Origin of the sequence: Serratia sp. 4542 (genome assembly GCF_016805595.1) — a bacterium.
Lineage (GTDB): Bacteria > Pseudomonadota > Gammaproteobacteria > Enterobacterales > Enterobacteriaceae > Serratia > Serratia nevei.
Genome location: NZ_RXKV01000004.1, coordinates 106,868 through 131,606, shown reverse-complemented (window position 1 = coordinate 131,606; position 24,739 = coordinate 106,868). Strand labels below are relative to the sequence as shown.

The window sequence follows — 24,739 nt, the reverse complement described above, 5'->3', positions numbered from 1 at the left end:
GGGTTTATTTTCTAATGGTTAATATTTTACTTGCAGGCTTCATTACCTACATAATCAGCGATTGATTGGGGAACTATATCGCTCATATTCGGGTCAGCGCGGGATAACTTCATTTGCTCTAGGGTCTCGCCATCACCCAGGTACTTTACTGTGCGATTAACGCAGTCGTAAGCACGCTCAGAGTATGACACCCCGGAACTACCCTCTCGCTTAGTAATAATGGTTTTCAGACCATCACGTTCCCCCTTACCTAACACTGTATACACAGCCTTGGAATCGGTAGGTATTGAAATTTTATACTCTGCCGACATGGCCAATGGAGAAACAAACAATGCAAGTAAAAATAAAGTCTTTTTCATAGATACCCCATATCAACCAGCCCAACCTTCCAACTTTCTCTTCGCTTCAATCTTCGCAAGCTTATCAAAGTCTTTTTGGCGACGCAGTATAACTGCGTACTGGCGATAGCCATGATGGGCCGGATAATAGAATTCGCGGTCAACGTCTCCCAGAACTGATCGGTACTCTTCCAAATTCGCCTCATGCTTTGCCTTCAGCGCTTTCATCGCCAGTGGGGCAAGGGCGATCTGCTGCTCACACAGCGCTATAGCTTTCTTAAGATGTTTGTTTTCAGCACGAAGCTTATAGTGAGCCTTGATTTGTTCCTGCAATCCGAAGTGAACCTGAATTATCTGGTCATACGAAAGATGTCTTAGGCCATCCAGCCACTCTTTCTCAGTCATATCCCTATCCTCATCAATCAAAGATTGACCTGAGCTTAGCAAAGGGTACGAAGTAGGTAACGAAAACAGTAGAAAGTCACTTTAGTTTCTTCTGCAACTCATAGACTTCAAGACCAATCTTGAGCAGGCTTTGAGCAACCTCAGCAGGGTCTACCCCAAGCCTTTTCGCCTCTTTTTCAATATATGCATACGCTTCGTCAGATACATCTATTGAAACAGGCAATTCACCCCTTTCATTTCTTTCATTTTTAAAGTCTAGAGTGTCTCCGAAAGCCAGCCACTCGAAGGGAACCTGCAAAGCATTTGCTAGACGTGCGACGACTGGCTTGCTTGGTTTATTTACCCCAGCTTCATATCTTGATATCTGGGCTGCGGCAACACCGGATTGCTTCGCCAGCTCATTCTGGGACCAGCCAATCATCGCTCTACGCTCAATGATTCTTGAAGCAACAGAGTTATCGTTAGTCATAGTTAGTATTGACACCTCATCAAAACGGCTTTAGCATCATCATACATGACTAGTTATGACTTTTGTATACTCAACATAACAAGTTATGCCTGGTGTACTTGACACCAAAGAGCGAAGCCCCAGCTGCGGGAACAGCCAGGGCTTCTAATTTGCCAGTAACTTCACGAGAAACCGACATGACCAGTATATCAATTCTTGAAGCAGTTAACACTTCATCCGTCCAGTTCCATGGCCAGCCTATCATTACGGCAATGGCCGCCGGAATTGCCTACGTTGCTATGAAACCTATTGTCGACAACCTTGGCATGAGCTGGACTTCTCAGCATCGCAAACTGTTGAATAGCGGTGATAAGTATGGGTATACTCATATGAGCACCCCTTCAAAGGGCGGCATCCAGAAGATGCTCTGCATCCCACTGAAGAAGCTCAATGGCTGGCTATTCAGCATCAACCCGTCAAAGGTGCGCGCCGACATCCGCGACAAGCTGATCGCCTATCAGGAAGAATGCTTCACCGTTCTGCACGACTACTGGACGAAAGGCGCCGCCGTCCGTAAGCCAGGAACTACCGTCGATGAAAGAACGCCACTGCGCGATGCGGTCAATATGCTCGTTAGCAAGAAGCACCTGATGTACCCGGAAGCTTACTCCATCATCCACCAGCGCTTCGCCGTAGAGAGCATAGAGGACTTAACGCCTGAGCAGATCCCGCAGGCTATCGAGTACGTTCACCGCGTCGTGCTTGATGGCGAATATATGGGTAAACAAATAGAACTACAGATGCCAGCCAGACAATTCGACGATAGCGAACTCTACCAACTTGTTTGCCTCTGGAGCGTGGCTCTATTGATAAGACAGGATACCCAGAAGATAACTGAAGCCCTGGCACCTCTTGGACTTCCAATAGCAGTTAAGGTGAATGCAAACGCCAACGATCTGGATGGGTTTATACGCAGCGCCGGCTTGCTGCTTCTGCGTGAGAGCAGCCACATAGCCAAGCAGGTTAACCCACCATTGAACTGGAGGCTTGAGATAACCCGTATGCAGTCAGCACTTCACTGATTAATGGCTCTCATTTTTGGGGCCAGAAAGCAAAAACCCACCTCATCGGTGGGTTTGTTTACTATTATCCTTTGGCATCAAAGACTGCCTGTAGCCCATAGCTAATGCTATCACGCAGATGGATGTTATCTGCCGTAACAATGAAGAGCAATGCCGCTACGACACAGGCCAGGTAGTTTTGATTGGTTAACAATGCTGCGATTTTTTTCATGGTTACCTCATTTGATTTTTTGTGAAGTAAGGTTGCAACAAAAACCAAAGATCGACCACGAAAAAGGCAAGCAAAACGAGGCCAAAAACCGCAGGTGACCTAGTGACCAAAAGCAAAAACCCACCTCTTGGGTGGATTGTGAATCAAAGTTGATCATATTGATTAGGAACCAACAAATCGGAGTGTTCATACATTGTTTGTTTTACCCCGTGGCCCAATGTATAGAGGTAGATCTGCCGGCCCTCTTTTCTTGCAAACTTAATGATAGGAACAAAGTCTGAATCACCAGTTACCAAAGCGAAAACTTCAGCTTGTTTTTTCAAAGACATGGATGACATATCAAGAGCAATTCTCATGTCAACGCCTTTCTGCTGAACGTTAGGTTTAACATTACCAGAATTTATTTTAGACGTCTTCTGATCTTCACTTTTTAAAGCCCAACGATCTACTTTCCAGCCTCTAAAATTTGTTTCCCCTAGCCTAACTGCAAAGAATGCTGTCCTTTTTAGCTCATCCAGCATGATCTTGTTCCTCTTCGAAACATCAGTCTCAGAGAAATCTATTTTTTCACCACTTATCGGATGGGTTTGAATGCCGGTTAATGGCTCAGCATCATAATAATAAACTCGGTGAAGTATTAAGCCATCAAGCTCCACTCTAGCTTTTATTTTTTCTACAAATGACTTAATTACTTCAGCGTCTATTGGCTTGTCTTTTGTGCCCAGCTTTGCGCGCAAAAAACCAGCATCAATCATGATGGCATAGCTTCTGGTCATTATGTTTACTTTGATGTTAGGTAGTAGGGAGAGGGTTGGTGGGTTAGGTTCGCGGGGAAGCCCCTCTTGTATAGTAGCGAACCGCCCACCTTCATTGCGGCAAACTATAATGCCTAACAATCATATGCGCAAGCCCATAAGCAAATTTTGTCTACAGGTTTTTCACATGCCAAAACGGAACACCTTTCTATTGCTACGCGCCCCTCATCATCGCCTGCCAGCGCTTCTACGCAGCCTTAGCCAGGCGTCGTGCTTTCTTCTTCATGTATTCATCCGCGACAGCATCGTACTCTTCAGCGGTGAACCCTTTCTGATCTGGGTATTTAGCGTTAATCAGCAGCTGAAATTCCGTCATGGTTAGTTGCTCAGCCTCGGCGCGCGGCATGCTGAAGTGATTACGAGCAGCACTGATGTACTCGAATGCGCTGAATTCACTGACAAAGCTGTTTGTCTCATTCCGCTGGAGACGACGTACCTTGGCTTTTCCGATGATGCCGTGAGTGATCAGCGACTGTCCGAGGATGATAATGTCGCTCGCCGGCAAGCTGCCACGACGGAACACGAACGCCCTTCTACCTCGCTTACTTGGCCGCAGCTCCCCCACCAGCGCGCTGATGTCGTCATCGCAGCATGCCTGCATTACGATCATGCCGGCAAAGGTAGCTGAGCTGCTAAATGATGGTGAGTTGATATAGGCAAGCAACCACCCTGGAATCTCGCCATACGCTGCCACAGCAGCAGAAAGCAATCTCGGCGCCTCACTGGTATGGAGTTCAGCAAAGCGCTCTACAATCTCCGCTGGAGAGCCTATACGCGACATGTTTCCGAATGATGGCCTGAAGAAGTAGTCGCGGCTGGCGTCTGATATGAGCATCTCGCCAATTTCAGTTAATGGAGTCATGCAAACCTCAAAACGATGGCATCCCTGCCAATCTTCAGTTAAAAGCCAGGAAGGTACATCTGCACTTCATCAGCAACACGTTCTCTGGCAGTGTGAAGAAGGCGCTTTCGACCGCCGACACCCCACTTCGCCATTTGGCTGGCGCATTGGCTTATTTCCTTGGATTCGGTCTTGATGATGTGGTCTATTTTGTTCAGACGCGACATGGCATCAAAACCTTTTCTGACCAACGCTTGAAAAGTCTGATAGACACGAATCTCAAATTCAGCACTGAGCCACGCCGCATAGCGGATTGCCACAAGCTCTAGCGCCCATACACCATGATTGAGCCCGCCATTAATCGTTTGCACCGCCGTGCATTTTTGCACTCTGCTCAAAGTATCGACAAAGTTTCGAACCTGTCGGCTTCGCATAAACTGGCTTGGTCTCTGATTTTCCGTTGCATCTCCATTGGAGACAGCAGCGGCATGCAGGTCATTAAGGTTATAGCGACCTTCTTCATCAACACGAACGGAGACGCCATTTACTGCTACGGTTGGGTAGTTCATTCGGATTACCTTTTAGTGATGAACCTTGTCGCACAGGAAACGGCCCCAAGAAGGCTCCGACAGCCAGCCGGTTCCTCAAGGGTCATCCTGAAAGGTTCTTGGTTTGATTACTGCGCGTGCGGTGCGCGATGAATTTCAGGTACAAAAAAGCCCCGCATGAGCAGGGCTAGTCTTGGTCAGATCTGCGGTCGGTTTCCCGACCATTTGGTTACGCGGTGGCAGTAGCTGCGTATACAGCAGTAAAAGCCCCATCGTTGGTTTTTACAGTGATGTTTGCTGTGCCTGCTGTGGCACCAGAAGGAGCTGATACGGTGACAACCAGACCGTTAGCCGTTGCAGTTGCCCGCGCCGGTACAGACGAAACCAGAGTGAATGTCTTATCTGTCGCGTTAGCAGGCGTAATGATCACGTTAAAAGTGGTTGTCGCGCCGGCGGCGACCGTGCCGCTGGATGGGGAAATGGTTACGCCTGTCACAGCAACATCAACCGGAGTGTCGATAACCTGGATGGTATCGGAGTCAGCCACTTTGAACTCTGTAGACAGCGTAACGATGTCATTAGTGCCGCCGTCAGAACTAAGCGCGGTGATAACCATGTAACCGATGAAGGTGATCGGGCCATACTCTTCACGCACCCACAAAGTGGGCTGGCGACCAGCCTGAATCTCATCGTTGTAATACTTAACGAACTTCGCTACGCCGAACTGATCCAGCTTATCGCGCTTACGCACTTCGCCTTCAAAGCTCAGGGTAAAGTCTGAATTAGTGACCAGGTTTTCAACATAGCCCTTGGTGTCATCCGCATCCGAAGTTACGGTGTTTGGGCTGAAGTCGAAGCCTTTGGAAGTACCGGCGATCAGCGACTGCCATTCGCTTTCTGCAGGCACTGTATCAGGGCAGCCCAAAGCCACCTCAAGCACAATGCCACGACCGAACAACTTGCTGTTGTCAGTTGAGCAACCTTGCATATTGCTTACCTCTTTGATTATTGATTACTCGCCGTACAGGCAAGCGAATTGCAGGCGATAGACTAATCGCCCTTCAGTTGTGGAAACTGGGGATGGAATGCCGCCGACGTTCTCAATATGGCCGATGCAGTCATTTGGCATGGGGTTGTTCTGGATGTGGCTGATAATCGCCTGAACAGCGTTGTCGACCGCCTCATCATCTCCTATGGCGCCAATGACGTCGACCAGTACCAGATATTCGCTGGCTAGATCGTTGCGAACTGGGCTACCACCGTTTGGCCGGAAGACGATGAATTTAACTTCGCCCTTTCCGGTATCCCTCCAGCGCAGCATCTGTGTAGTGAAGCCGGCGGTCAGTCCTGACTCGACAAAGTAATCGCGAACGCGGCGATGCATGGCTGGCGTCATAGCTGCATCTCCTGCCGAATGGCCTCGTCAACTTGACGTTTGGTTTTTTCAACGGCTTTATCAAGGAATTTTGGCTCTCCGGTTTTATCCCAGATGTATCCCATCGAGCCCTTTTTCTCTCCCTTCCTCACCGAGCGAAGTTTACGGGCGCCAAGATACTTCCCTGGTGCGTTATGAACGTAAACTGCATAAGCCGCCGAGTATCCAACTCTGCCGGTTAGCCTGGTTCCATTGACCACAACATCCCGGAACTGGCTGTTTAGCAAAGTTGAGGTTGCTACAGGAACCATCGTCGCGGACTCTGTGCCGATTAATAGCAATGCACGATACATAGCCCTAACGGCCTTCCTGCCTTTAATATCACCGACCATGCGCTCCAGTCTTGCCTGCGCCTCTCGGATGCCTTTGACCTTTACGCCCATATCAAACTCCCGTGATAACCGCGTAGTCGTCGGCGATGCGGTCGAACGTGTCTGCGTACCGGATGATATGGCGAACCTCATCAGCACCATCAACCTTTTTCGGGTCTGGTTCAGATGAAGCACCGATCAGGATATAGTCACCCTGGCGTGCATCAGCATACTCAGTCCAGTGCGTGTTTTTTACGACAAACTCAAGCCCGATATCGCCAAGCCGTGCAGTCGCATCACCACCATAATCACACATGATCTGGATAGGCTCAGCGAAGGAAGATTTTCCGTAATCGTCCATACCCAGCTTTTTCCAGACCGTAGCGACCGCCGTATAGCTCCAGTTAGCCGCAGCGCTCATGAGAGATAGTCCTCATATTGGTCAGGACAGTCGGGGCAGTTGGGGCATTTTTCGCAATCAGGTTTCTCCTCATCGCTTTTTCTCTCTTCCTGCATCAGCATCCTCCCACAACGTCAAAGAAACCCACGCTAGTGCCAACGTCGATCGGCAAGCCTGCAGTGCATCCGGCGGTATCCAACGCTGCCAGTGTGTTCCTCATGGTTTTGATGTCGCCGCTGTAATCAAACGACCGCGACGCCCCTGAAGGCGCTGACTGTGACTTGATACGCTGGCTGAAGGCCGTTATCGCCATGAGGGTGACGGCATAGACCTGTATCAGCATCAGATCGCAATCGTCGTAGCCAGACGCCTCCAGGCACTGACGAATGTCTTCCAGTTTGCATAGGTAGGCATCGATCATGAAGTCAGGAATGGAGTAACCCAGCGCAGACAACTGCTGTTTAACCTGCGCCGCTGTTATCTGCGCTGCCATGATTACTTGTCCTTCTTGGTCGCTGCTGCCAGCGCTGCTTCTGCTGTATCAGCGCGCTGTTTCTCTGCTGCCAGTTCTGCTGCCAGGGCCTGCTTCAGTTGCTCCAGTGCGTCGGCATGTTCCTTATCCTTCGCCTCTGCAGCTGCCAGGGCCTGCTTCAGTTGCTCCAGTGCGTCGTCCAACTTTGTCTGAAGCTCGGATGCACCGGCGCTGGCTGGGGCGGTCGACGTGGCCACTTCTAATGCCAGCTTCTCGCCTTTCTTTTCTGATGACTGCTCCGCCTTACCATCGGCAATCCACTTCCCTGCAACCGTGTCATCTACTTCGTAGACTTTACCAACTTCCAGTTTTTGGAAGTTGGCACCGGCAAAGAGGTTTGCTACCAAAACTTTTACGAGTGCCATGATTTTTCCTTAGCTGGATGCGTGAATGACAGAGAAGTGGCCGTTGATGTCTTGCTTGACCATCAAGCCGGCGGCGCCCCAAGTACGCCATACGTAATCGCTGTTGTAGAACTGTCGAGGATCGGCAACGGTGCCAAACGCCTGACCTACGACCGGGGCGATGACGCCAGCAGCGAGAGGGATGATCACGATTTCGTTACCAGAAAGCTCGGCGTCCTCTTTAATGTCGGAGATGCCAGCCAACTTTTTCAGCTCTTCCAGAACGGTGCGCAGAGCGTTAACGTCAAAATACTGCTCCCAGTTCGACATGATTTCGCTGGATACGTACCAGGTTTGTTGGCCGTATTGATAGTTTTGCAGCTTCAGCACGTCACGCAGAGCGATAGCTGCAGCCCGCATCGCTTTTGGATCGGTGCTGGTCGCGAAGTTAACTGTCAACGTAACCTGCGCCACACGCTCATCATGACGCAGCCCCTTCCAGGTCTTGTCGTCGAACTTGATGAAGTTGCCGGCCGCGTCGCGGAAACCTTCCCAGATGTAGTCCACATACTGCCGGCGAACGTCATCGACAGAGCCAGCCTGAGCATCAGCCAGGGAGGATAGTGCAGAGCCTTTGTTGAACACCGGATCACGCCAGTTGAATTTAAAGCCGCTGTCGTGGATAGGCACCATGGTGCCATCGAAGGTGTAAGACTTCGCATCCAGCGCCGCACCGATCTGCCCAGACATTGAAGTATGAGCCCAACCACGACCACCCTTGCGGGCATACTCGTAAACTGACTCTTCCAGACGAACAGAGCGAGAAAGCGGCATCAGGTCGTTCAACAGAGTAAATTCGGTATTCGGCTCAAACTCTGCCAGCACCGTCTGATCGTATGCGCGATAGAGGCGTTTGATGTCATCTACAGCGTTAACCGCATCCAACGCAGGAGCATTTGCAGCATCACCACGCACGCGAGTACGCGCAATGAAATCAGCCACGGCCTGAGCACTGGAGTTACGGGCAAGCATCAACTCGTTGAACTGAGACATGTTTGCCTCAAGGTTGCGAGTTTCTGTGGCCTTTTTGGTAGAGAAATAAAACATGCGGTGCTCCTTACTTAATGACAACGCGCAGGAGTTCGCCTGCAGCCGTGGTGTATGCGCGATCTTCTTCTACGTATGCGCGGACTGACTCGCCTTCTGCTGCGGCCTTAACCCGGCCATTGACGATAGAAAGTGGCTGGCCTTTGGTGTAGGTGCCAGCAGCAGCAGGTACGTTGAAGAAAACGCCAGGGGTTGGATGGAATGCAACAACCCAATCACCAGCCTTAATGACGTCATCTACGGTTTTGCAGCGCAGATAGTCATAGTTGGCTACGTAAAGGATCGCGGCTTCATTGCCATCTACCGATGCGGTAAATTTCTTCGTGGTGTTATCGAAGAAGCCGATCGTGCCAGGGGGTGTGTCGGCGGCCGCGGCACCTTCACGATGCAGTTGTGGATTGGCGAAGATACCGCCTGCGTGAATTACATGTTTCCCGTCTTTAGCCATTTTTTACTCCGGCATTTCGCTGAAAGTTTGAGAGGAGTTAACCTGACGCAGCATGCCGTTCAGGCCGATAGAGGTTGAGCACTGGGCAAACAGTTCCTTCAACGGATCACCATCCAGCGCGTTTACGGCAACGTCGCTCATGCCGAATTTGGCTTTAACTGCTGCGCGCATCTCGCCTTTCTCTTTGTCTGAGTTGGCAATAAGGCCAGACTTAACAGCTGCGAGATCGTCGGCGAATGGTTTAAACCATGCCGGCGCCTCGTCGCTGTTGCTTGCCTGCTCTTTCTTCTTAGGCTTGCCGGTTGCAGGGTCGATTTCTTCCCCGCCTTCTTTTTTGGCTGTCGCCTTCTCTGCGGCCAATTGGTTGTAAGCGTCCATCAGTTCAGCATCGGACTTGCCTTCAGTCGGCTTACCAGCGGCTTGCAGCGCATTGATAATCAGTTCTTTCATCGGATCTTTCTCTCCGTTGGTTTTAATCTCGTACTCAGTGGGTTTGCGCACGACTTCTACAGGTTCGCCGACGAACACGGCCTTACCGTCCTCATCGATGAGGTATTTCTGTCGGAAAAGTTTGGTCTTATCGCGGTAGATGAAGGTGTCGGGCCAGATAGATTCCGGCCACGGCCAGTAATCATCTGAGCGACCTTCACGGAGCTTGTTGCTGATCGCTTCGCGGATATCGTCAAAAGAGAAGTTGGAAGCGTTGGTGAAGAAGAATTTGGTCTTATTCAGCAGTCCCTCGCGGGTACAGTCGATACCCTCTGACAGGTTTGCGATTTCGACCTCTTGATCGTTGCCGTCGGCGTTAACGAAGATGCCCACGCCTTCGCTTGGCGTTCCGGCGCCAGGCTCATCCAGTAAAACAGCCACATGGTCAAACACCATGTTTGTGGCGATTTCGTTGTATTTCTTACCCTTCGATTCGCCGTTGGCAGCAATGCCTGAGTAAAGAAGCCCGGTAGAAATGTGGATCGGCTCTACGTTTGTCCCAGCGATCATTTCATCCAGTCGATTTACCAGCCGCTTACCCTTTTCACTGCCTTCGGCATAGCGGCGGTCGACATACATATCACCATTTACCTTCCCATCGACGTGCTGGACGTCTTGAAGCCAGGCGCCAACGTGATAGTTGTTCACCGCGCGGACATCACCCGCCGATACATGCTTTCCGTCTATTTTGGGATGCCCCAGCGGCATCGGTTTGCGCTCAAGGGTGTTATAGGCCTTGGCAATTTCTGCTGCCGGGTACAACTTCCGGTTCATCACGATATCGTCAACAACGGGCGTAATGCCGCGAACCACGATATGTGGTTTCCCGTCGATGGTTTCGGTAGTGATATTTGAAGCGGAGTTGACGACGGTCAGCACGTTAACGCGATTGCGCTTCATGCTGTGTCCTCGTTATGGTTTCTTGACTAACTAATTAGTGGGAAGTAACGTCGCTAATTCACTGAATAGAGATTAATAAAAGGAGTTAATATGGCTGTTTATAAAATTACGTATGAATGTAATGGAACATACTGGGATTTTACGATGCCCAGCGATAAAGCATTAACTGTAGATGATTATGAAGTGATGTCAGCGGCTATTGATGACTCCATAAATATCCATGGAACTGGGAATCACGAGGTTAGTCCACTAATCGCAATAATCATGGTCACTGAAGTAAAATAAAGTTGCGGGTGCTAATTTGCACCCTTTATGCAACATTGATGAATTCCACTTGCCACGATTTCCTCTCTTCTTCCAAGCGTCTAGCCAACCCGATGTTTACTACATTGTCTTTCTCGTCAACGACGGCTGGGATCTGGCTGCAGTAACAGTTGAACCTGTTGCCGTCTTTCGAGTACCACTCACGCACTTCTTCGACCGTGTAAATCTTGCCGTGGCGCGATGCGTGCCAGGCGCGCGTAGTCGGCTTCAGGGCGGATAAATGCAGCAACTTGGTGCGCAGGCCTAACCTATCCTGCACCCATGTGGTTTCGTTCCACTGAGCCTCTCTCAGGGCACCAACCTGCTCGGTCTGAGCGATCGTCTTTGCCTTGGACATTGAGACATCAAGACGTTTGCTTATCACCCTCATGGTTTCACGCGGGTTTACCCCTCGGACAACAGCATCGGCTATGATATTGGCAAGGTCAGCGCGCGCTGCATCGCTAATCCCCTTCCAATCGCTGTACGTCGACACGAAAGCTGCGGCCACCTGGTTCTGATAAGCAGGTGTGGACAAAAGCGCGCTTAGCGTGGTCTGTGAAGCATATACCTCGGACTGAGCAGACAGGTTCGTATAGGCATTGAGTGTGCCGCGCCGATACTCATCTGAAATATACTGCAGCGCCCAAATATCCTGACCGTTACCCTCTAACAGGTAGTCATCAAGGATCGTTTGTATTACCTCAAGAAGCGCCGCCAACTGCTGAGCGTTCATGTCGTAGACAAACGTACCGGCGTTAACCTGATATAGGGTGTCACCTGAAAGAACATGCGATCGCTGAGAGTTACCCACCAGCACCCGACCAGTTAATCGCTGGTCGAAAAGTTGCCGAAGCGTTGTTTTTATCCCCAGATATCGGTTCTCGATATCCCGGAACATTTTGTTAACTTGCCGATAGGATTGGGTGGGGTCTGCTTTATTGCGCGGTATTATCGGTGTCCCGGCTTTAGGCCTCAGTGTTGTCATCATTCAACGGATCCTTACCGACCTGCTTTTTTGTCGGGTCTGGCTGTCTAGGTTCCTCGATTGGCTCCAGTTCGCCGGCAGCACGCACCTCGTTTGGTTCAACAGCAGACGAGCCGAACGCTTGCTGGGTTTTGTAGGCAACATCTGCCATCTTGCTCATGTTCTCGAGCTTCTCGCTATCACCTGGCGCCAGCAAATCAGACCAATCGACGGTGATCTCGCCTTTCGTTGGTTGCGATACTACGCCGACGTCACACCATCTCTGAATGACCTCAGTTAGCAGCCAGGATAGCCACCCGCCACGGCGCCCATTCCCTTTTTTAGCCCATTCCTTCCTGTCTTCGGTAGAAGCAAGATTCCCGGTTTGCTTGCCAAAGAGGATATTGAACGGGCAGCCGATGGTTGAGGCATAGCTATTTGCCGATACTGTCCATGACGGTGTAGGGTCAGCGGCGGCAACTGAAAGGACAGATGATGTTCCAGACTGAGTTACCAACGCAGAATCCGTACCCTGGTTGAGCTTCCTGATCTTTTCATTCATTGCCTCGCCAAGGTCTTTATAGCCGGCATCTTTCGCCTGCTGCGCGATGGTTTTCATGTCGGTTTTATCGTCGAAATGAATACCAAGCTGGCGGCTCGCGTTCTTCAGGAACCCCTCGGCGCTTCCTCCCTTGGTCTTTTCGATGTCCAGCAAATCGTTGTAACCAGCCTCGTTTAGAGGGATGCCAGACAACATGTTGTCATCTTCTGAACCTTCGGCGAGGATGATCACCCTGCTGGGGTGAACCGTAACGCTTCTCACATTGCCATAGGTGCCATCATCACCTACAGGTTGCTCATTGAAGATGTAGTTCACAGGCTGGCCATAGGTTGGTGACAGCGTGTCAACGTCATGGTTACCAGGCTTAATCTGCGATTCCCAAACAGGGATCATCTTCACTAAAGCATTTTCGCCAAGTTTGGCCACCAGCGCTGTATCCACTGGCTCTGACCATTCCCTACTATCTTTGAGCTGAAGAATGATTGCAGAGTAGCGGCCCACCAGGTTGCGCCGATCGGCATCCTTGATTTTTGACCAATGTTTTTTCAGCAGCCTGGTTACCGTTTTTTCCCATTCTGTAGAGGCGGTAGACTTATCAGCCAGTGGGCCATCAATAATTGTCGGGTAGTCGCTCCAGCAGTTATCCAACGTTTTATGCACGCCGGAATAAGCCGCTGAGTTTCGACGATAGGCGCGCAGAAGCAGATCAAAGCTTATGGTGTCTGGGTAGCCAAACTCGTCCCACAGTTTTGTTCTCTTCGTGTTGCCATTCATCTGTCCCGCGTACAAGGAACGCTGGCGCCCTATCGCCACTGCATCAGCGAGGGCATTGACGAGAAATTCAACCTCGCTATTTTGTTCACTCACTGAGAGCTCCTTAGAAGAATACGGCGCCAACTTGTTTGTGGTTGTTCTTCGCTACGGCAAAGTAGCGGAAACCATCTGAACCGTGCGACGTGTGATCGTGAAGAGGTCTGTCTTTCCAGCACCCGCGTTTGTCATCCCACTCTTTTCGGTATCCCTCAAGGTGAGATATCCCCTCAGCACACTTCTCATCGTCAAAGACGCATTTAGGGAGGATTTCACGGACAGACTCGATACCGGTATCAACGCCCACTTTGGGCACAACCTTGAAAGTCATCGAATAAACCTGGCCGTCGATTTCGTAACCCTCACGCGCCAGCTCCTTCCGTGATTTAGCATCAGAGCCAAACTCTCGGTTTTCAATATCGTGTGGCCCCCAGTGCTCGCCGTACTCATAGCCACGGTCTTTGAGCACCTTCATGTAGTGCCTCAACCCCTCTCCAGAGTTCTCGTAGTAATCGATGATATGAAACTCTTCACCAACCTCACGAACGAACCAGATAGCTGTTGAGTCACCTACGCCGATATCCCAGAACGTGTGAACCGGGAGATGAGAATTGTCGGGAAGTGAACCGATCCGCTTGTTGGTATACAGCCAGCGGAACTGCTTGGCGTAATACGCACCCTCAACCGACTGTTGGAAGGCTTCAGCGGGTATGCTCGGATACTCACGCTTCATGTCGTCGCCAAGAGTCTTCTCTTTAGCGAGATACCAGGCCTTCTGGCGCTCATTTAACGTGACGCCATGCTTGGCTTCCAGTTCGTTGAAGTAGTCAACCAGGCGCTCTGGGAGACTTTCTACCGGTTCGATTGCGTACTGAGGATTCTTCCACCACGTGAAGAAGAAAAACTTCCAGTCGAGGTTTGATAACGTTTTGCCCTGCAGCTGTGCTTTCTCTGCCGTCTGGCAATAATCGAAGAAATACCCAGCACGCCCCTCAGCTGTACTCTCAATAGTTGTAAAACAATCTGTCGATACTGCCTCAAAGGCGCCAGTGACGATTTCACGGGCCTTATCCGGGTACTTAGCGCAAATCTTGCCGAACTCAGAAACGTGCAGGTAACGCAGCGTGCCACCACGAAATGATGTGCTGACGTAGAGAGAGCCGCCATTATTGAAAACCAGCTCACCAACTGCGTCGTTCTTTGCCGGGTTCGCCTTTCTGATCAGCGCCGGCAGGTTGTCGTAGGCATATTTGACCTTTTCCCTAAACAGGCGCTTTGCGTCGTTTAAGGTGTGGGCGATCAGCGCGCACTTTGCTGATTCGAACAACGCGGCATCAAGTTGGACAATACAAACCAGCGTCGTAAAGCCGAGCTGTCTGGCCTTTAGGATTATGTTCCTGGTGTGTACGCCTTCGAAGTATTCGAGCTGCTCAGGGGTCATCTTGAACTTAACCTTCTTCCCCGATTTGTCGGTAATGAAGTAAAGGTTGTTCAGGCGCCAGAATCGATTTTTAAGATTCTTCTTCAGCTCGCTGAATTGCTTGTTGAGATCAGCCATAAATCACGCCTCAGAAGATATCTCCTTCAGTAGCTCAGCCATCTCATCAGCGATGGTGTGCTGGGTTTCAATCTTTTGCTTGTTGGTATACGCATCGCCGCACTCTTTCGCAGCCTGCTCGACGATCTGAGCGGCCAATGCGTAGTTCTTCATGGTTTCGGTTCGCGTCGCCATACGGTCAAGCACGCGCAGCCGGTAGGCCTTGTTGGCGATCGGAATGTCTGAAATTTCAGTCTTGAATCGCTCCCGCGTCGTGTAGAACAGGTCTACCCACTTCTTAGCCAGCGACTTGCCGCTAACCTTTGTCGGGTCGTGAGATTCAACCTGCTGACGCGTGATTTTTAGCCCAAACTCTTTTTGGACGGACTCCACCACAAGCGTAGGAGTGTCAAAGCACGCAAGCGACTGAATGATGAAGGCTTTTACATCTGGTTTTAATGCAGCCATAAATCACCATCCGTCCAATACAGTCCAATATTTACGCCAGCCTCAACATGCAGTTACCGCACGCCCTAGCAATGTTTAGTTGTGCCACCTCCGCAGGCCTGTTGGCCGCATCAACCAGTTCCTGAACTTCCACGCTGGCGCCATACCGGCGAACCACGCCAACAAACTCTTCAACGTCGTGGCCACTCAGCTTCAGCACCGGCTGGCCTTCATTGTTGAATCTTGGTGCGCCGAAATCGTCTGTTGCCTGCGCGATGTGGTAAAGCTCATGCTCGACCAGGGCGCAGAACTCAGTATCAGAACACTGTGAGCAATAGTCGGCAGCGAGCGTGATGATGAATTTCGGCACTTCACCGAACCACTCATGCATCTGCTGTTCCATCCTGGCCTTCTGCCAGCCGCCGGCGCGCATCGCCACTTCTTCAGCCTGGCCGAGCACATGACGCCCTTTTTTCTCAAATGCTGATGAGGCCCACATAAAGCGCAGATTGGCGTCTGCAAGGTGTCCGTGGTCTGGGTTAAACAGGTTGCCGGAATCGTCAATAATTTGACGCTTCATCCACTCCTGCACCTCATTCGCAGGCACCAGGCCGATATAAGGCGTCAGCTGATGGTCTTCGATAAACCTTAACGGTGGGTATGGGCGCCTCTCATGGCTCTCATCCTGTGCTGTTTTAGCCATGATTTTCTCCCAATAAAAAACCCGCCGGAGCGGGTTCAGTCATTTCTTGCCGTTGGCCTCAGCCATCTGCTGGTATCGCGGGTCGTTTGGCCCTGGGAATTTGTGGCTCTGGCTGCGGTAGTGCTGCAGACGCTCGCGGAAAAGTTCACGAAGGTGCTCAGGCTGCTCCGCCTCCACCTGCGCCGGTACGATCGGCATGTTCATGCGCTCTTTGTACGCCACACCAGATGCCGCAAGGTCTACGTTAACCTTGTCCATTTCTTCTTTTGGCAGATTGCCGAGATTGTATGACATGAGATCCTCCTGGTTCAGAGGATGATACGCCAGCCTCCAGCTATATGTAAGCAATTGCGACTCACTATAGGGGTGGGCCTAAACCCTGACAATTGGCAATAGCCGACACAATAGAACACAGCAATCACGCTGTGATTAGGTGCCCTATATAGCCACAAAACGTCACGAGGAGGCTTTATGAAATATCCGCCAGCGGCTTATATTGCAGCAGCTGCTTTATTCAAGCTGCTTACACCACTCGCTAACATCGCATTTCATCTCATCCAATACTATTTACCGCTTCATTAATAACCGCAGCATCAGCCACACCTCTCGGAGTTGCCTCGCCACTTCCGTCTTTCCGGCTACCAAGACGTGATCACCTCCTGCATGGCTTCACGGTCTCATTCCTTGTCAGGGAATCCATCATCACGCAGCAGCCTGGAAAAGCTGCTCGGTGATGATGGTCAAAGAACAGTATCAATTTTAGGAATGCAGATGGAACTCCATGCTTATTGGTGCTAATTGTAATACTTGGTAGCTCAGCAAGTTACCGAGATACATTCAATTACATTAATTTCACAGCAAATACTTACCAATTAGGGGTAAAAATGAATCCTACTTTATTAAGTGGTTTTAGAGAAGCAACAATGAGGGCTACACAGCTCAGCGAGTCAGGAAATAGACTTGATAGATTTGCCGCAATTGGCATTTTTTCAAATGTTCAAGGGAGATTTATATCAAGAACCGCAGAAACTCATCTTGAGAAACTGGCTAATGATGCTGATCAAGAGATTGCGGCTTATGCCAAAAGTGTTCTTGAATCGGTTCCCTTAATGCCACGTGATTGATTTAATCGGGCACTTATGTGCCCTTTTTCCTTAGCCACTCTTATTTTACATTCACAGTATCAACCATACTTATCAGAGTGGCCTCACCACTTTCGTCTCTCCCCATCCAGCCGGCGTATCGCCAGCAGTTGGTTATTCGCTTTGTCGAGCGCCGCCAGCAGAGGATCAATCCACAACACAGCCTGGCAGTATGTCAGGGTGCCGGAGGCAGTGGCGCCAGCACCGGTTGCGTCAGCGGCGCCGGTATTGGCTGACATTGCGCGGGAACGTAGACGGAGCGTGTAGTCGAGCAGCCCACCAGCAATAGCGGCAGGCACAGCCAGATCACACGTCGGCTGTTTCTTGAGGATCGTCCGGTATTCAATTTCTTTCCCCTGGGTGGCCGCATCGGTGTTGATGCCGTACTGGTTCGCCGCGTTGCTGATTTCGTTGGCACGCTGAAAGTGAAGCGCTTGGGTAGCAATGGTCGCAGTTTGTAGGTTGTTATCGCTCTGCAACTGCTTAACCTGCTCAGCAGCCTTTACTGCGTTGCTGTGGAAGTAAAACGCCAGCCTGCCCGCGACAATCAGCGCCACCAGCAACAGGCCTATCGCCATCGTGCGGAAGCTGAATGAGGTGTTCATGACATAAACATCTCGCGCTCTGCTGCACGACGTGCAACCAGACCATCCAGACGCCTTCCGCCAGCATTTACCCACTTGCCGAACTCGTTGGCGGCGCCTTGCTTGTCGCCATCGTTCAGTTTTTGCAGAAGTGTAGATGTACTCAGCGAGCGCATGCCGAGGTTATACGCAAAGCTCACAAGCGCATCGAATTGGCCTTGAGTGATGCGCACCTTCACCAGCTGATTAACGCCCTGCTCATACTGCACAACGCCGCATTTCAGCAACCGACCGGCGGTGGCCTGATCAATCTGCATTCCTGGGCCAACTTTCTTACCGTCTACGGGCTGTGTCCAGCCATAGCCAATTGTCCAGACGCCCACCGAATCCTGATAGGCTTTCAGTTCCAAGCCCTCGAACCGTTTGATCAGCTCAATGCCGTTTTTACTTATATTCATTGCTCTCGCCTGCTTTGTTGAGGAAACGCCGCTCCAGCGCCTTAATCAGCGATGCGCCAGACCAGCCCGCCATTCCACACACGCCACCCATCACTTCGGAAGGCCAACTGTAATGCAGGGCAATCAGCACCATTGTTGAGCCGGCGAAAATTGAAACGAAGAGCTGCAGAAACAGCGTGCGCCAGCTGAAGGCCTCGCCGTTCAACACCTTGAATGAGTAACTGGCAATAGCTCCCAGCAAGGTCATGCCGAACGCAATCAGCATTGATAGGATGTTGGGTTCGTTCTTCCAGGGCATTTTCATAACCTCCCCCTTCCGGGGCTATTTCCCGGTTTCGGGTTATGGATAGGGATCAGCCACCAGCCGTAAACGCTGCCGGTAAGAGGGTGCCGTGTGTGTCGTCCGTTGGCTGGGGCTGAAATGCAAAAGGCCACCCTAAGGTAGCCTTTGAAATTTTGTCGTTCTTACTCCGCACCGATCATAACAGTGATGCATTTTGGAGTCTGGCCACCATCATTTGTAGTAGCAATAGCTTGAATGGATGCAGCCTCATTCGGCTGAATGTACCCATTCCAACTAGTAGTACCAGAATCACCTACTGATGGGCCGCCTGGGAAAATAAAGCCTGCTGCTCCAGCTTCAGCCACATTAACGCCATTAAACAAAACTTTATGGCTTGCGCGCGACTTACCGCCTTTAGCCACAGCCAGAAGCAATGGGACAGCAATACGACGACGATATGGCGCAGGTGGAATGTTGAAAGTGTAACCGTTGTCCAGATAGTGAATTTCTGCAGCTTGCATGAGCATATCTCCTTGAAAAGTGTTTGAAATCGCCATCAGCTTGGCGATATCTAGACTTTACATTGAGACTCAAACTCTGGGTAATCATTGGGGTTGTGACAGCCTTGGGACAACATTGCCGATTCCTTGTCCACTGCTGAATAGCAAAAAACCCCGCAGCTGCGAGGTTTTGAAAGTTGATAAGCTACGTAACTGCGTAACCACTCTTATCAGACTAAAACACAATTTGCGGACCGCGTTAGCTTTTTCTCATAAATATTTTCCCGCTCAGTTTCCAGGTCCATCTCCAGGCGGATATCCAACATCGACAAGCACCCTTCTATGAAGTTTTCCCCCATCTGCAACCCTATCCTGATCAGCTTCTCGTCCTTCTTGAATGCTCTAGCTATAGCGCGCTTCTGCATGTTACAGACATAGTGAAGCACCACGAGCTGAAACTCATCTGGGCGACGGCGTTTCAACTGAGCCATGCACCCTTCTATAATCAATCCGTCGTCATCACAGCAGGAAAGCCGCGATTTTCCGGTTTGGGGAAGCAGTCCCTTGAAGCCGGCAGCTATAGGCGAGTAGTCAACACCACTGTTATCACCCGAAGCCCAACCGCCCCATCTCTCTAAAACTAGCTGGATATCTCTCATTCGATTCTCCCGATGATTATCTGACCTACTTCGCCCCAAATCTTTGTTACTCGACCGTCCCATATTCGGCAGTCGTCCTCAAAAATGGCATCTAGCAACGCCTTCTCCAGATTGTCCTTGTCCGGCTTCTGCTGATGCGGTTTCCCGGCCATCTCACCGCGTTTCTTCCTGCTCCAGCTATCTGGCATGGGTAAAACAAACGTCACGTGATAGCCGCTCTCAGGCAGCGAAATTCGATTCAATTTCACCTCATCGCAGAATTCCCGGTAGCGGAGAACTGGCGGGCGCTTGGCCCACCGGTCTTTTTGTGTCATGCGTGGTTTAGGGATTGGCGTGATCTGATACGTCTTCATGCGATCGCCCCGATGCCAAAGGAGAAATCCAGGAACTCAAACAGCAGTTCAACCTGGCTTCCATGTTCCGCTTCCCAGGCCGCCATATCCTCGTGCAATGCGTCGTGGCATTTACGGCACAGCGGGATAGTGAAAAAGTCGTGAGCCTTGGTTCCCATTCCACCCTGCCCGTGGCCGATGATGTGGTGAGGGTCGTCTGAGCGCGCTCCGCAACCGCAACAGGGGCGAGTCTTAACCCAACGAGTGTATTTGCTGTCTTCGGCGCGGGTTTTCTTCGGACGCAGCACAAAGGCGCCTGGTACTTCAGGATCGACCTTGAAGCACTTCTGGGCCTGCTTGGAAATAATCTCAGTAGCCGCCGGCGTGCAATCCATCTCGGATTCCTTGCGGGTTCCTGTGATCACCTTTGGCTCCGGTAAGTCGGTGACGGTGCGCGCGACGTCATCGGGGATCAGGTCGAATACGCCGGACAGCATGGCCCACAGCATCAGCTCAGGGATTGTCAGCTGTCCCTCAGACTTCAGGCGGTGTTTTGCCGTTGCCACCACCCAGCGCGCAGTGTTGCGGGCTGCGATTTTTTCCAGTTTCGGCGATACACCCAGGCTTTTTTTGTAGCACCCAGGACAGATGCGAACAGCCGAATTACCTACGCGCTCTGTGTCCAGAATTGTCTCCGGCAGGTCGTGCTTGCTGTACTGGCATTTCGTGAACTGCGTCGCCCAGGCTTCAATCGCGTTAACACCACCGCAAGCGTTGATGACGCGCTCATCTGTGAAAAAACCCTGTAGCCGTGGGTCGTTGGCGATCTCATGCTCCACCGCCGGCAGGATGCCTTCAGGTGCGTCTTTGAACTCTTTCGGCAGCGTGGAAACCATCACGCGGCCCGTCATGTGAAACGCCAGCTTTTCGTCAACCGGGATCAGGGCAATACCCAGATCACGCTGTACCGCTGCTTTGACTATCGCTCTCATGCCTGAACTCCTGACATTGCGTAAGCTCTGGTTAAAATTGGGCGCCACTGCTGGCGAGCCTTGCTCTCGTCCACGTTTCCAAATCCGTTCTTGCGTACCTGCTGCTGCGCGCGTTTCTCAGCGTCATTTTCTGGCATCGCTGCATCACGGATCAGGCGATCGAAAGCCTCATCAAAATCAATCTCCGGGGCGTCACCGGCCACCGGCTCTTGGCGCTGCTGTTCGACTGCTTCGGCCATAGCGGCTTTGTGGCTGCGCTGACGATCCCAGGCTTTGGCGGCTGCCAGATAACCACCGAAACGTACAGCATCGAAAATCATCTTGGCACTGAGCATGTGGCCCATCTTCGGATCGCCCAGCAGCAGACTTGCGCGGTGTTCAGCCACCAGCTTCAGTTCGGCGGCGCTGTTGCCGTCCGCCAGGCGCTCGGTAATTTCCCGCAACGTGTCGGCACGCTTTGGCGTCCTGCCGTTGATTTTTTCATTCAGAAAATCGAGAACTTCCCCAGCCTCAGCCGATGGGTTCTCTGCTACCGCATCGCCTTGGGGGGCTTTGGGGGGATTTTCTTTTGGTTCAATGACTGGTTCAAAAGAGTGACTGGTTCTGGTGCCATCTGCTGGCATAGGGGGTGTGCTTTCTGACGGCACACCCTGTGTCACCTGCTGGCACACCCCTGTGCTTTTTGACGGCATAGGGCTATGCTTTTTGACGGCACAGGGGGCTATGCTTTCTGACGGCACAGGGTTATCCAGGGTCAGATAGTAGAGATTCGAGGTATTACCCTTGCCGTTATTCACGCCCAGGCGGTTCTCTTTGGTGAGTAACCCCATCTTAATCAATGCCTCAATGTGCTCCCGTACAGCGCTTTTGCTGCACTCACAGTGGTCAGCGACATGCTGATATGAAGGCCAGCACTCGCCCTTGTCGTTCGCGTTATCAGCTATCTTGATCAGCACCAACTTGCGCAGTGGATTGCCCACTTTGATGCTCATAGCCTGCGCCATCAGGTTCATGCTCATACATCCACCCGCTTAAATTTCTCTTTGAACCTCTCAAGGGGTTGCATGCACTCATGCGGATAACCCTCTCGCGTGAAAATGACCTGGCGCTCAACGCGATCCCAGCGGATGACGTGAACCTGCACACCCCGCCAGTCCGTGTAATACCGATCGAGCTCAGTGCTTTGCGAGCCGGACATTTTTCAACCCTTGACGAGATGCCGACATATCGATAACAATCAGGCTGTTCATTGCAGAACTCCCAGTTAGAAAAGTGATTGCCGATCAGCTGCAACTGCTCGGCTTTCTTCTTGCTCCAGGCCATAAAGCCCCTATTCCGTCTTTGGCTCCCGGATGTGCTCAAGCATCGCCATCAACCCGCGCGCCAGTTCTGCGGTTTCCTCGCCCCTGAACGTCAGCATGGTTTCCGAACGCCGAAACCCTGTAGCGGCTAGCAGCAGACTGGCTTTCTCCACCAGCCCCCCTTTGCTTTGCCAGCGGCTCACCTGCGATTTATCGACGCCGATCGCGCCGGCCAAGCTCGTCACCCCGATTACTGCAATGCGGCTCATGATGTCGCTCTGAATCGCCTGAGCTTCGTTGCGTGTTGTTGCGGTTGATTCCATTTACAATTTCCATGTCTTACAGATGTTTGTTGAATTGCCCGTGAGCAATGGTGTCTCAGCTATCTGGGTTGGCTTCGTGAAGCAACCATTCGGCGCTGAACTTGCCTTTGGATGCCGCAGCAAGTCGCTGGGCGTAATCCGTTTTTTTTGTGTATTCGGTTCGCGGCAATCGGCCCTTGGCGTACCACTTGTGGACGGCAACCACCGATAAACCGCAGATTTTCGCTGCCGCCGTTTGCCCGCCAACCGCATCTACTGCAATTTGTACTGGGTTCATAGGAGTCCTTTATTAACCAAATTAACTACGAGTTAAGAATATATCTTAACTGACAGTTATGTCAATTCTTTGGATACTTAACGCATGGTTAAAAAAGATGAACTGAAAGAGAAATTCACAGAACGCTTGCGCGCTGCTTGTCTTGAAGCTGGCGTAGGTGGACGTGGGCTTCCAAAGCGAATGAAAGACGCCCTGGCTAAACAGGGGATTTCCATAACTGAGCCGGGGATCTGGAAGTGGATGAATGCCGCCGCAATTCCTGACTCCGTAAATATTCTTGCATTGAGCCGTTGGCTTCATGTTCGCCCGGAGTGGCTTGAATATGGACGCGGGGAGATGAAAGAGAATGTCCAAGGCAAAGCCAACCCTGAAGCTAACATTCCACCCGAGGAAGAATGGGAAAGCGTGGATGCTTGGGATAACAGCACCCCTCTTCCTACGGATGAGGTGGAGGTGCCGTTTTTGCGAGATATTGAACTCGCCGCTGGGGACGGAAGTTATAACGAAGAAGACTATAACGGGTTTAAATTGAGATTCTCCAAAGCCACGCTGCGTCGCATAGGCGCAAGAACAGATGGTACCGGAGTGCTCTGCTTCCCTGCGCGCGGTAACAGCATGGAGCCAAACATTCCAGACGGTTCCACCGTCGCGGTAAACACTGACGATAAGCAAATAGTGGATGGTAAGATCTACGCTATAAACCAGGACGGCTGGAAACGGTTGAAAATACTTTATCGTGTCGGCCCTAACCGCATTAGCATCAGAAGCTTTAACGATGTGGAGCACCCTGCCGAAGAGGTGGATCTGGACAAAATTGAAGTCATAGGTCGTCTTTTCTGGACATCAACCATCTGGTAATACCCCGCAAGTAACTATCAAACCCGGCCACGAGCCGGGTTTTTTTTGTGCCTTTCACCTCCAAACCGTTCAAAAACTCCCCTCTACCACAAATAAATCACAACTAAATTTTCTTTTGGTTCATTTGGTTATCGATTTAACACAACTAAATTAACCATTGGTTATTGACCAAAATTAACCGATAGATAATAATCAGCTCATCGACAGCAACAACGTCACCGGCAGGAAGCCACACAGGTAAGACGCCCAGGGGTGAGCGATGCAATCACTCCCCGGCCCCGAGAGGGATCGACCGGTAACGTTCTTTAGGGAAGAAGTGGATTTACCCTGCCGCTGCCAGTGTGGGGCGGTAGGCATAAAACCACTGAGGATTAGCGATGAACACTACTCACGATATGGGCAACAACGAAACAGTAAAGACCGGCGTTTTCCCAAACGGCGACGGCACATTTACCGCGATGACGTTCAGCAAGAGCCAGGATGGTTTCAAAACCGAAGCAGGCGCGCAACGCTGGTTTGCTCGTCAGATGGCCGACTAACAGCAGAGGGTTACACGATGAAAGAAGTTAAACCATTTTCTTGGATAGTACGATTCGACGTTGCCCATATCTGGGTCGCTGATGGCTTCGTTATGAACGATACCTCTGCGTTAGAAATGTTAGCGCGGGAACTGGGATGGGCTGAAGTAAACACCGAACTGGCCGCAGCCATAATCAGCGCTCCTGATGCCCATGACATCCTGCATGAACAGGGTTATCAGAAGACAAATGCTGAAGAGTTGGCGGAAATTGTTGATGGATCCCCATTCGCTTACCCAAAAACAGAATGCTCGTCAGCATTAAAGCTAGCCCTCATGAATGCGATTGCTCTGCTCGATAGCGTGGCTTTTGTTCGTGATGAAAATGACAACACGGCAGCCGTTCTCGAACAACTCCGCGGTGTTCTTGGTTTGGTTGATGGGTCGGCACCGATCTCGGATATCGAATGGCAGAAAGCCGACTAACACCCACCGCGCCCTACGGGGCGCACTGAGGCAATCATGAGTTT

Annotated in this window: 38 protein-coding genes and 1 pseudogene; 6 read left to right on the top strand and 33 right to left on the bottom strand. The window is 51.1% G+C overall.

The genetic code is table 11. The annotated features are described in order from the left end of the window. Nucleotides 1-26: 26 nt before the first annotated feature. From EKL15_RS04570 to EKL15_RS04560, 3 genes are all read right to left on the bottom strand, one after another. Nucleotides 27-359 carry a hypothetical protein gene (locus EKL15_RS04570; protein ID WP_075205906.1) on the bottom strand — a complete coding sequence of 111 codons (333 nt, stop codon included), beginning with the start codon at nt 357-359 and terminating at the stop codon, nt 27-29. Nucleotides 360-371: 12 nt separating this feature from the next. After that, the gene (locus tag EKL15_RS04565; protein ID WP_203088938.1) at nt 372-743 is read right to left on the bottom strand and encodes a hypothetical protein; all 372 of its coding nucleotides are present in this window, start codon (nt 741-743) and stop codon (nt 372-374) included. 76 nt (nt 744-819) lie between these two features. Continuing rightward, on the bottom strand, nt 820-1,212 hold the full coding sequence (locus tag EKL15_RS04560; RefSeq protein ID WP_180548523.1) for a helix-turn-helix domain-containing protein: 393 nt from the start codon (nt 1,210-1,212) through the stop codon (nt 820-822). Between the two features lie 176 nt (nt 1,213-1,388). Here EKL15_RS04560 and EKL15_RS04555 point away from each other — a divergent pair, with 176 nt between their 5' ends. After that, nucleotides 1,389-2,273 (top strand): phage antirepressor N-terminal domain-containing protein, encoded by an 885-nt coding sequence (locus EKL15_RS04555; RefSeq protein WP_203088935.1) that lies wholly within the window; start codon nt 1,389-1,391, stop codon nt 2,271-2,273. Between the two features lie 64 nt (nt 2,274-2,337). On the opposite strand, the gene EKL15_RS04550 is transcribed toward EKL15_RS04555, so the two are convergent. The 13 genes from EKL15_RS04550 to EKL15_RS04490 form a co-directional block, all read right to left on the bottom strand. Beyond that, nucleotides 2,338-2,484, bottom strand: coding sequence for a hypothetical protein (locus EKL15_RS04550; RefSeq protein WP_203088926.1), 147 nt, complete (start codon nt 2,482-2,484; stop codon nt 2,338-2,340). 143 nt (nt 2,485-2,627) lie between these two features. Further along, complete coding sequence (locus EKL15_RS04545; RefSeq protein WP_089194598.1) at nt 2,628-3,260, bottom strand: NYN domain-containing protein; 633 nt, start codon at nt 3,258-3,260, stop codon at nt 2,628-2,630. A gap of 226 nt (nt 3,261-3,486) precedes the next feature. Beyond that, nucleotides 3,487-4,161: a DUF6246 family protein gene (locus tag EKL15_RS04540; protein WP_203088924.1), complete on the bottom strand. Its 675-nt coding sequence runs from the start codon at nt 4,159-4,161 to the stop codon at nt 3,487-3,489. Between the two features lie 38 nt (nt 4,162-4,199). Next, entirely contained in the window at nt 4,200-4,709 is a 510-nt protein-coding gene (locus EKL15_RS04535; RefSeq protein WP_203088922.1) for a KilA-N domain-containing protein, read from the bottom strand. A gap of 208 nt (nt 4,710-4,917) precedes the next feature. After that, complete coding sequence (locus EKL15_RS04530; RefSeq protein ID WP_203088920.1) at nt 4,918-5,676, bottom strand: Ig-like domain-containing protein; 759 nt, start codon at nt 5,674-5,676, stop codon at nt 4,918-4,920. A 24-nt stretch (nt 5,677-5,700) separates the two neighbouring features. Next, the gene (locus EKL15_RS04525) at nt 5,701-6,084 is read right to left on the bottom strand and encodes a hypothetical protein (protein WP_197797557.1); all 384 of its coding nucleotides are present in this window, start codon (nt 6,082-6,084) and stop codon (nt 5,701-5,703) included. Further along, complete coding sequence (locus tag EKL15_RS04520; RefSeq protein ID WP_060440127.1) at nt 6,081-6,506, bottom strand: hypothetical protein; 426 nt, start codon at nt 6,504-6,506, stop codon at nt 6,081-6,083. The genes EKL15_RS04525 and EKL15_RS04520 overlap by 4 nt, the downstream gene beginning before the upstream one ends. Nucleotide 6,507: 1 nt before the next feature. Continuing rightward, on the bottom strand, nt 6,508-6,855 hold the full coding sequence (locus tag EKL15_RS04515) for a hypothetical protein (protein ID WP_197797556.1): 348 nt from the start codon (nt 6,853-6,855) through the stop codon (nt 6,508-6,510). A gap of 94 nt (nt 6,856-6,949) precedes the next feature. Next, nucleotides 6,950-7,327 (bottom strand): hypothetical protein, encoded by a 378-nt coding sequence (locus tag EKL15_RS04510; protein WP_203088918.1) that lies wholly within the window; start codon nt 7,325-7,327, stop codon nt 6,950-6,952. Nucleotides 7,328-7,329: 2 nt separating this feature from the next. Further along, complete coding sequence (locus tag EKL15_RS04505) at nt 7,330-7,731, bottom strand: hypothetical protein (protein ID WP_203088916.1); 402 nt, start codon at nt 7,729-7,731, stop codon at nt 7,330-7,332. Between the two features lie 9 nt (nt 7,732-7,740). Beyond that, a complete protein-coding gene (locus tag EKL15_RS04500) occupies nt 7,741-8,817 on the bottom strand; it encodes a major capsid protein (RefSeq protein WP_203088914.1) in 1,077 nt (358 codons plus the stop codon). Nucleotides 8,818-8,827: 10 nt separating this feature from the next. Further along, complete coding sequence (locus tag EKL15_RS04495; protein ID WP_060431658.1) at nt 8,828-9,265, bottom strand: hypothetical protein; 438 nt, start codon at nt 9,263-9,265, stop codon at nt 8,828-8,830. Nucleotides 9,266-9,268: 3 nt separating this feature from the next. Then, nucleotides 9,269-10,654, bottom strand: coding sequence for a DUF2213 domain-containing protein (locus tag EKL15_RS04490; RefSeq protein WP_203088912.1), 1,386 nt, complete (start codon nt 10,652-10,654; stop codon nt 9,269-9,271). Between the two features lie 90 nt (nt 10,655-10,744). Here EKL15_RS04490 and EKL15_RS04485 point away from each other — a divergent pair, with 90 nt between their 5' ends. Then, nucleotides 10,745-10,939, top strand: a complete 195-nt coding sequence (locus EKL15_RS04485) for a hypothetical protein (RefSeq protein ID WP_203088910.1) — start codon at nt 10,745-10,747, stop codon at nt 10,937-10,939. A gap of 25 nt (nt 10,940-10,964) precedes the next feature. Here EKL15_RS04485 and EKL15_RS04480 read toward each other — a convergent pair whose 3' ends face one another. From EKL15_RS04480 to EKL15_RS04455, 6 genes are read right to left on the bottom strand one after another with little or no spacing between them, the layout of a single operon-like run. Beyond that, entirely contained in the window at nt 10,965-11,948 is a 984-nt protein-coding gene (locus EKL15_RS04480; RefSeq protein WP_238423618.1) for a phage minor head protein, read from the bottom strand. Further along, the gene (locus EKL15_RS04475) at nt 11,926-13,353 is read right to left on the bottom strand and encodes an anti-CBASS protein Acb1 family protein (protein WP_203088908.1); all 1,428 of its coding nucleotides are present in this window, start codon (nt 13,351-13,353) and stop codon (nt 11,926-11,928) included. The genes EKL15_RS04480 and EKL15_RS04475 overlap by 23 nt, the downstream gene beginning before the upstream one ends. A 10-nt stretch (nt 13,354-13,363) precedes the next feature. Then, on the bottom strand, nt 13,364-14,854 hold the full coding sequence (locus EKL15_RS04470; RefSeq protein ID WP_203088906.1) for a terminase: 1,491 nt from the start codon (nt 14,852-14,854) through the stop codon (nt 13,364-13,366). A 3-nt stretch (nt 14,855-14,857) separates the two neighbouring features. Next, nucleotides 14,858-15,301 (bottom strand): DUF2280 domain-containing protein, encoded by a 444-nt coding sequence (locus tag EKL15_RS04465; protein ID WP_060431653.1) that lies wholly within the window; start codon nt 15,299-15,301, stop codon nt 14,858-14,860. A 31-nt stretch (nt 15,302-15,332) separates the two neighbouring features. Then, the gene (locus EKL15_RS04460; RefSeq protein ID WP_203088904.1) at nt 15,333-15,983 is read right to left on the bottom strand and encodes a putative metallopeptidase; all 651 of its coding nucleotides are present in this window, start codon (nt 15,981-15,983) and stop codon (nt 15,333-15,335) included. A gap of 39 nt (nt 15,984-16,022) precedes the next feature. Continuing rightward, nucleotides 16,023-16,277, bottom strand: a complete 255-nt coding sequence (locus EKL15_RS04455; RefSeq protein ID WP_033646503.1) for a DNA polymerase III subunit theta — start codon at nt 16,275-16,277, stop codon at nt 16,023-16,025. Between the two features lie 590 nt (nt 16,278-16,867). Between EKL15_RS04455 and EKL15_RS04450 the strand changes: the two genes are divergently transcribed. After that, nucleotides 16,868-17,107, top strand: a complete 240-nt coding sequence (locus EKL15_RS04450; protein WP_203088902.1) for a hypothetical protein — start codon at nt 16,868-16,870, stop codon at nt 17,105-17,107. Nucleotides 17,108-17,190: 83 nt separating this feature from the next. Here EKL15_RS04450 and EKL15_RS04445 read toward each other — a convergent pair whose 3' ends face one another. The 11 genes and pseudogenes from EKL15_RS04445 to EKL15_RS04395 form a co-directional block, all read right to left on the bottom strand. Beyond that, a complete protein-coding gene (locus tag EKL15_RS04445) occupies nt 17,191-17,730 on the bottom strand; it encodes a hypothetical protein (RefSeq protein WP_203088900.1) in 540 nt (179 codons plus the stop codon). Beyond that, on the bottom strand, nt 17,727-18,167 hold the full coding sequence (locus EKL15_RS04440; RefSeq protein WP_203088898.1) for a lysozyme: 441 nt from the start codon (nt 18,165-18,167) through the stop codon (nt 17,727-17,729). The genes EKL15_RS04445 and EKL15_RS04440 overlap by 4 nt, the downstream gene beginning before the upstream one ends. Continuing rightward, nucleotides 18,154-18,471, bottom strand: coding sequence for a phage holin family protein (locus EKL15_RS04435; RefSeq protein ID WP_203088896.1), 318 nt, complete (start codon nt 18,469-18,471; stop codon nt 18,154-18,156). Before EKL15_RS04435 ends, EKL15_RS04440 begins: the two co-directional genes overlap by 14 nt. A 161-nt stretch (nt 18,472-18,632) precedes the next feature. Further along, a complete protein-coding gene (locus tag EKL15_RS04430; protein WP_154632689.1) occupies nt 18,633-18,971 on the bottom strand; it encodes a hypothetical protein in 339 nt (112 codons plus the stop codon). A gap of 209 nt (nt 18,972-19,180) precedes the next feature. After that, nucleotides 19,181-19,609, bottom strand: coding sequence for an antiterminator Q family protein (locus tag EKL15_RS04425; protein WP_197830729.1), 429 nt, complete (start codon nt 19,607-19,609; stop codon nt 19,181-19,183). Beyond that, entirely contained in the window at nt 19,606-19,962 is a 357-nt protein-coding gene (locus tag EKL15_RS04420) for a RusA family crossover junction endodeoxyribonuclease (protein ID WP_197830728.1), read from the bottom strand. Before EKL15_RS04420 ends, EKL15_RS04425 begins: the two co-directional genes overlap by 4 nt. Further along, nucleotides 19,959-20,933, bottom strand: coding sequence for a DUF968 domain-containing protein (locus EKL15_RS04415; RefSeq protein ID WP_203088894.1), 975 nt, complete (start codon nt 20,931-20,933; stop codon nt 19,959-19,961). Before EKL15_RS04415 ends, EKL15_RS04420 begins: the two co-directional genes overlap by 4 nt. 569 nt (nt 20,934-21,502) lie before the next feature. Next, nucleotides 21,503-21,952: pseudogene (locus tag EKL15_RS24815) on the bottom strand (helix-turn-helix domain-containing protein); the annotation flags it as partial. After that, nucleotides 21,949-22,131 carry a DUF4222 domain-containing protein gene (locus tag EKL15_RS04405; protein ID WP_060452900.1) on the bottom strand — a complete coding sequence of 61 codons (183 nt, stop codon included), beginning with the start codon at nt 22,129-22,131 and terminating at the stop codon, nt 21,949-21,951. The pseudogene EKL15_RS24815 and the gene EKL15_RS04405, both read right to left, overlap by 4 nt. Nucleotides 22,132-22,263: 132 nt before the next feature. Further along, nucleotides 22,264-22,557, bottom strand: a complete 294-nt coding sequence (locus EKL15_RS04400; RefSeq protein ID WP_203088890.1) for a CII family transcriptional regulator — start codon at nt 22,555-22,557, stop codon at nt 22,264-22,266. A gap of 55 nt (nt 22,558-22,612) precedes the next feature. After that, nucleotides 22,613-22,834, bottom strand: coding sequence for a hypothetical protein (locus EKL15_RS04395; protein ID WP_071845069.1), 222 nt, complete (start codon nt 22,832-22,834; stop codon nt 22,613-22,615). 84 nt (nt 22,835-22,918) lie between these two features. On the opposite strand from EKL15_RS04395, the gene EKL15_RS04390 reads away from it, so the two are divergent. From EKL15_RS04390 to EKL15_RS04380, 3 genes are all read left to right on the top strand, one after another. Next, nucleotides 22,919-23,692, top strand: a complete 774-nt coding sequence (locus tag EKL15_RS04390; protein ID WP_197830724.1) for a helix-turn-helix transcriptional regulator — start codon at nt 22,919-22,921, stop codon at nt 23,690-23,692. 377 nt (nt 23,693-24,069) lie between these two features. Next, complete coding sequence (locus tag EKL15_RS04385) at nt 24,070-24,231, top strand: DUF1391 family protein (RefSeq protein WP_197830723.1); 162 nt, start codon at nt 24,070-24,072, stop codon at nt 24,229-24,231. 17 nt (nt 24,232-24,248) lie between these two features. After that, nucleotides 24,249-24,695: a hypothetical protein gene (locus EKL15_RS04380; RefSeq protein WP_203088888.1), complete on the top strand. Its 447-nt coding sequence runs from the start codon at nt 24,249-24,251 to the stop codon at nt 24,693-24,695. Nucleotides 24,696-24,739 lie beyond the last annotated feature (44 nt).

What these genes read in the sequence shown, in the direction of transcription:
- EKL15_RS04390 (WP_197830724.1), top strand. Translation starts at nt 22,919, where the DNA reads ATGGTTAAAAAAGATGAACTGAAAGAGAAATTCACAGAACGCTTGCGC.
- EKL15_RS04385 (WP_197830723.1), top strand. Translation starts at nt 24,070, where the DNA reads ATGAACACTACTCACGATATGGGCAACAACGAAACAGTAAAGACCGGC.
- EKL15_RS04565 (WP_203088938.1), bottom strand. Translation starts at nt 743, where the DNA reads ATGACTGAGAAAGAGTGGCTGGATGGCCTAAGACATCTTTCGTATGAC.
- EKL15_RS04505 (WP_203088916.1), bottom strand. Translation starts at nt 7,731, where the DNA reads ATGGCACTCGTAAAAGTTTTGGTAGCAAACCTCTTTGCCGGTGCCAAC.
- EKL15_RS04435 (WP_203088896.1), bottom strand. Translation starts at nt 18,471, where the DNA reads ATGAAAATGCCCTGGAAGAACGAACCCAACATCCTATCAATGCTGATT.
- EKL15_RS04520 (WP_060440127.1), bottom strand. Translation starts at nt 6,506, where the DNA reads ATGGGCGTAAAGGTCAAAGGCATCCGAGAGGCGCAGGCAAGACTGGAG.
- EKL15_RS04560 (WP_180548523.1), bottom strand. Translation starts at nt 1,212, where the DNA reads ATGACTAACGATAACTCTGTTGCTTCAAGAATCATTGAGCGTAGAGCG.
- EKL15_RS04530 (WP_203088920.1), bottom strand. Translation starts at nt 5,676, where the DNA reads ATGCAAGGTTGCTCAACTGACAACAGCAAGTTGTTCGGTCGTGGCATT.
- EKL15_RS04480 (WP_238423618.1), bottom strand. Translation starts at nt 11,948, where the DNA reads ATGATGACAACACTGAGGCCTAAAGCCGGGACACCGATAATACCGCGC.
- EKL15_RS04525 (WP_197797557.1), bottom strand. Translation starts at nt 6,084, where the DNA reads ATGACGCCAGCCATGCATCGCCGCGTTCGCGATTACTTTGTCGAGTCA.
- EKL15_RS04555 (WP_203088935.1), top strand. Translation starts at nt 1,389, where the DNA reads ATGACCAGTATATCAATTCTTGAAGCAGTTAACACTTCATCCGTCCAG.
- EKL15_RS04415 (WP_203088894.1), bottom strand. Translation starts at nt 20,933, where the DNA reads ATGAGAGCGATAGTCAAAGCAGCGGTACAGCGTGATCTGGGTATTGCC.
- EKL15_RS04545 (WP_089194598.1), bottom strand. Translation starts at nt 3,260, where the DNA reads ATGACCAGAAGCTATGCCATCATGATTGATGCTGGTTTTTTGCGCGCA.
- EKL15_RS04400 (WP_203088890.1), bottom strand. Translation starts at nt 22,557, where the DNA reads ATGGAATCAACCGCAACAACACGCAACGAAGCTCAGGCGATTCAGAGC.
- EKL15_RS04455 (WP_033646503.1), bottom strand. Translation starts at nt 16,277, where the DNA reads ATGTCATACAATCTCGGCAATCTGCCAAAAGAAGAAATGGACAAGGTT.
- EKL15_RS04460 (WP_203088904.1), bottom strand. Translation starts at nt 15,983, where the DNA reads ATGGCTAAAACAGCACAGGATGAGAGCCATGAGAGGCGCCCATACCCA.
- EKL15_RS04535 (WP_203088922.1), bottom strand. Translation starts at nt 4,709, where the DNA reads ATGAACTACCCAACCGTAGCAGTAAATGGCGTCTCCGTTCGTGTTGAT.
- EKL15_RS04490 (WP_203088912.1), bottom strand. Translation starts at nt 10,654, where the DNA reads ATGAAGCGCAATCGCGTTAACGTGCTGACCGTCGTCAACTCCGCTTCA.
- EKL15_RS04570 (WP_075205906.1), bottom strand. Translation starts at nt 359, where the DNA reads ATGAAAAAGACTTTATTTTTACTTGCATTGTTTGTTTCTCCATTGGCC.
- EKL15_RS04380 (WP_203088888.1), top strand. Translation starts at nt 24,249, where the DNA reads ATGAAAGAAGTTAAACCATTTTCTTGGATAGTACGATTCGACGTTGCC.
- EKL15_RS04510 (WP_203088918.1), bottom strand. Translation starts at nt 7,327, where the DNA reads ATGGCAGCGCAGATAACAGCGGCGCAGGTTAAACAGCAGTTGTCTGCG.
- EKL15_RS04450 (WP_203088902.1), top strand. Translation starts at nt 16,868, where the DNA reads ATGAATCCTACTTTATTAAGTGGTTTTAGAGAAGCAACAATGAGGGCT.
- EKL15_RS04500 (WP_203088914.1), bottom strand. Translation starts at nt 8,817, where the DNA reads ATGTTTTATTTCTCTACCAAAAAGGCCACAGAAACTCGCAACCTTGAG.
- EKL15_RS04540 (WP_203088924.1), bottom strand. Translation starts at nt 4,161, where the DNA reads ATGACTCCATTAACTGAAATTGGCGAGATGCTCATATCAGACGCCAGC.
- EKL15_RS04395 (WP_071845069.1), bottom strand. Translation starts at nt 22,834, where the DNA reads ATGAACCCAGTACAAATTGCAGTAGATGCGGTTGGCGGGCAAACGGCG.
- EKL15_RS04425 (WP_197830729.1), bottom strand. Translation starts at nt 19,609, where the DNA reads ATGAGAGATATCCAGCTAGTTTTAGAGAGATGGGGCGGTTGGGCTTCG.
- EKL15_RS04465 (WP_060431653.1), bottom strand. Translation starts at nt 15,301, where the DNA reads ATGGCTGCATTAAAACCAGATGTAAAAGCCTTCATCATTCAGTCGCTT.
- EKL15_RS04420 (WP_197830728.1), bottom strand. Translation starts at nt 19,962, where the DNA reads ATGAAGACGTATCAGATCACGCCAATCCCTAAACCACGCATGACACAA.
- EKL15_RS04445 (WP_203088900.1), bottom strand. Translation starts at nt 17,730, where the DNA reads ATGAACACCTCATTCAGCTTCCGCACGATGGCGATAGGCCTGTTGCTG.
- EKL15_RS04430 (WP_154632689.1), bottom strand. Translation starts at nt 18,971, where the DNA reads ATGCAAGCTGCAGAAATTCACTATCTGGACAACGGTTACACTTTCAAC.
- EKL15_RS04470 (WP_203088906.1), bottom strand. Translation starts at nt 14,854, where the DNA reads ATGGCTGATCTCAACAAGCAATTCAGCGAGCTGAAGAAGAATCTTAAA.
- EKL15_RS04405 (WP_060452900.1), bottom strand. Translation starts at nt 22,131, where the DNA reads ATGTCCGGCTCGCAAAGCACTGAGCTCGATCGGTATTACACGGACTGG.
- EKL15_RS04550 (WP_203088926.1), bottom strand. Translation starts at nt 2,484, where the DNA reads ATGAAAAAAATCGCAGCATTGTTAACCAATCAAAACTACCTGGCCTGT.
- EKL15_RS04515 (WP_197797556.1), bottom strand. Translation starts at nt 6,855, where the DNA reads ATGAGCGCTGCGGCTAACTGGAGCTATACGGCGGTCGCTACGGTCTGG.
- EKL15_RS04495 (WP_060431658.1), bottom strand. Translation starts at nt 9,265, where the DNA reads ATGGCTAAAGACGGGAAACATGTAATTCACGCAGGCGGTATCTTCGCC.
- EKL15_RS04485 (WP_203088910.1), top strand. Translation starts at nt 10,745, where the DNA reads ATGGCTGTTTATAAAATTACGTATGAATGTAATGGAACATACTGGGAT.
- EKL15_RS04440 (WP_203088898.1), bottom strand. Translation starts at nt 18,167, where the DNA reads ATGAATATAAGTAAAAACGGCATTGAGCTGATCAAACGGTTCGAGGGC.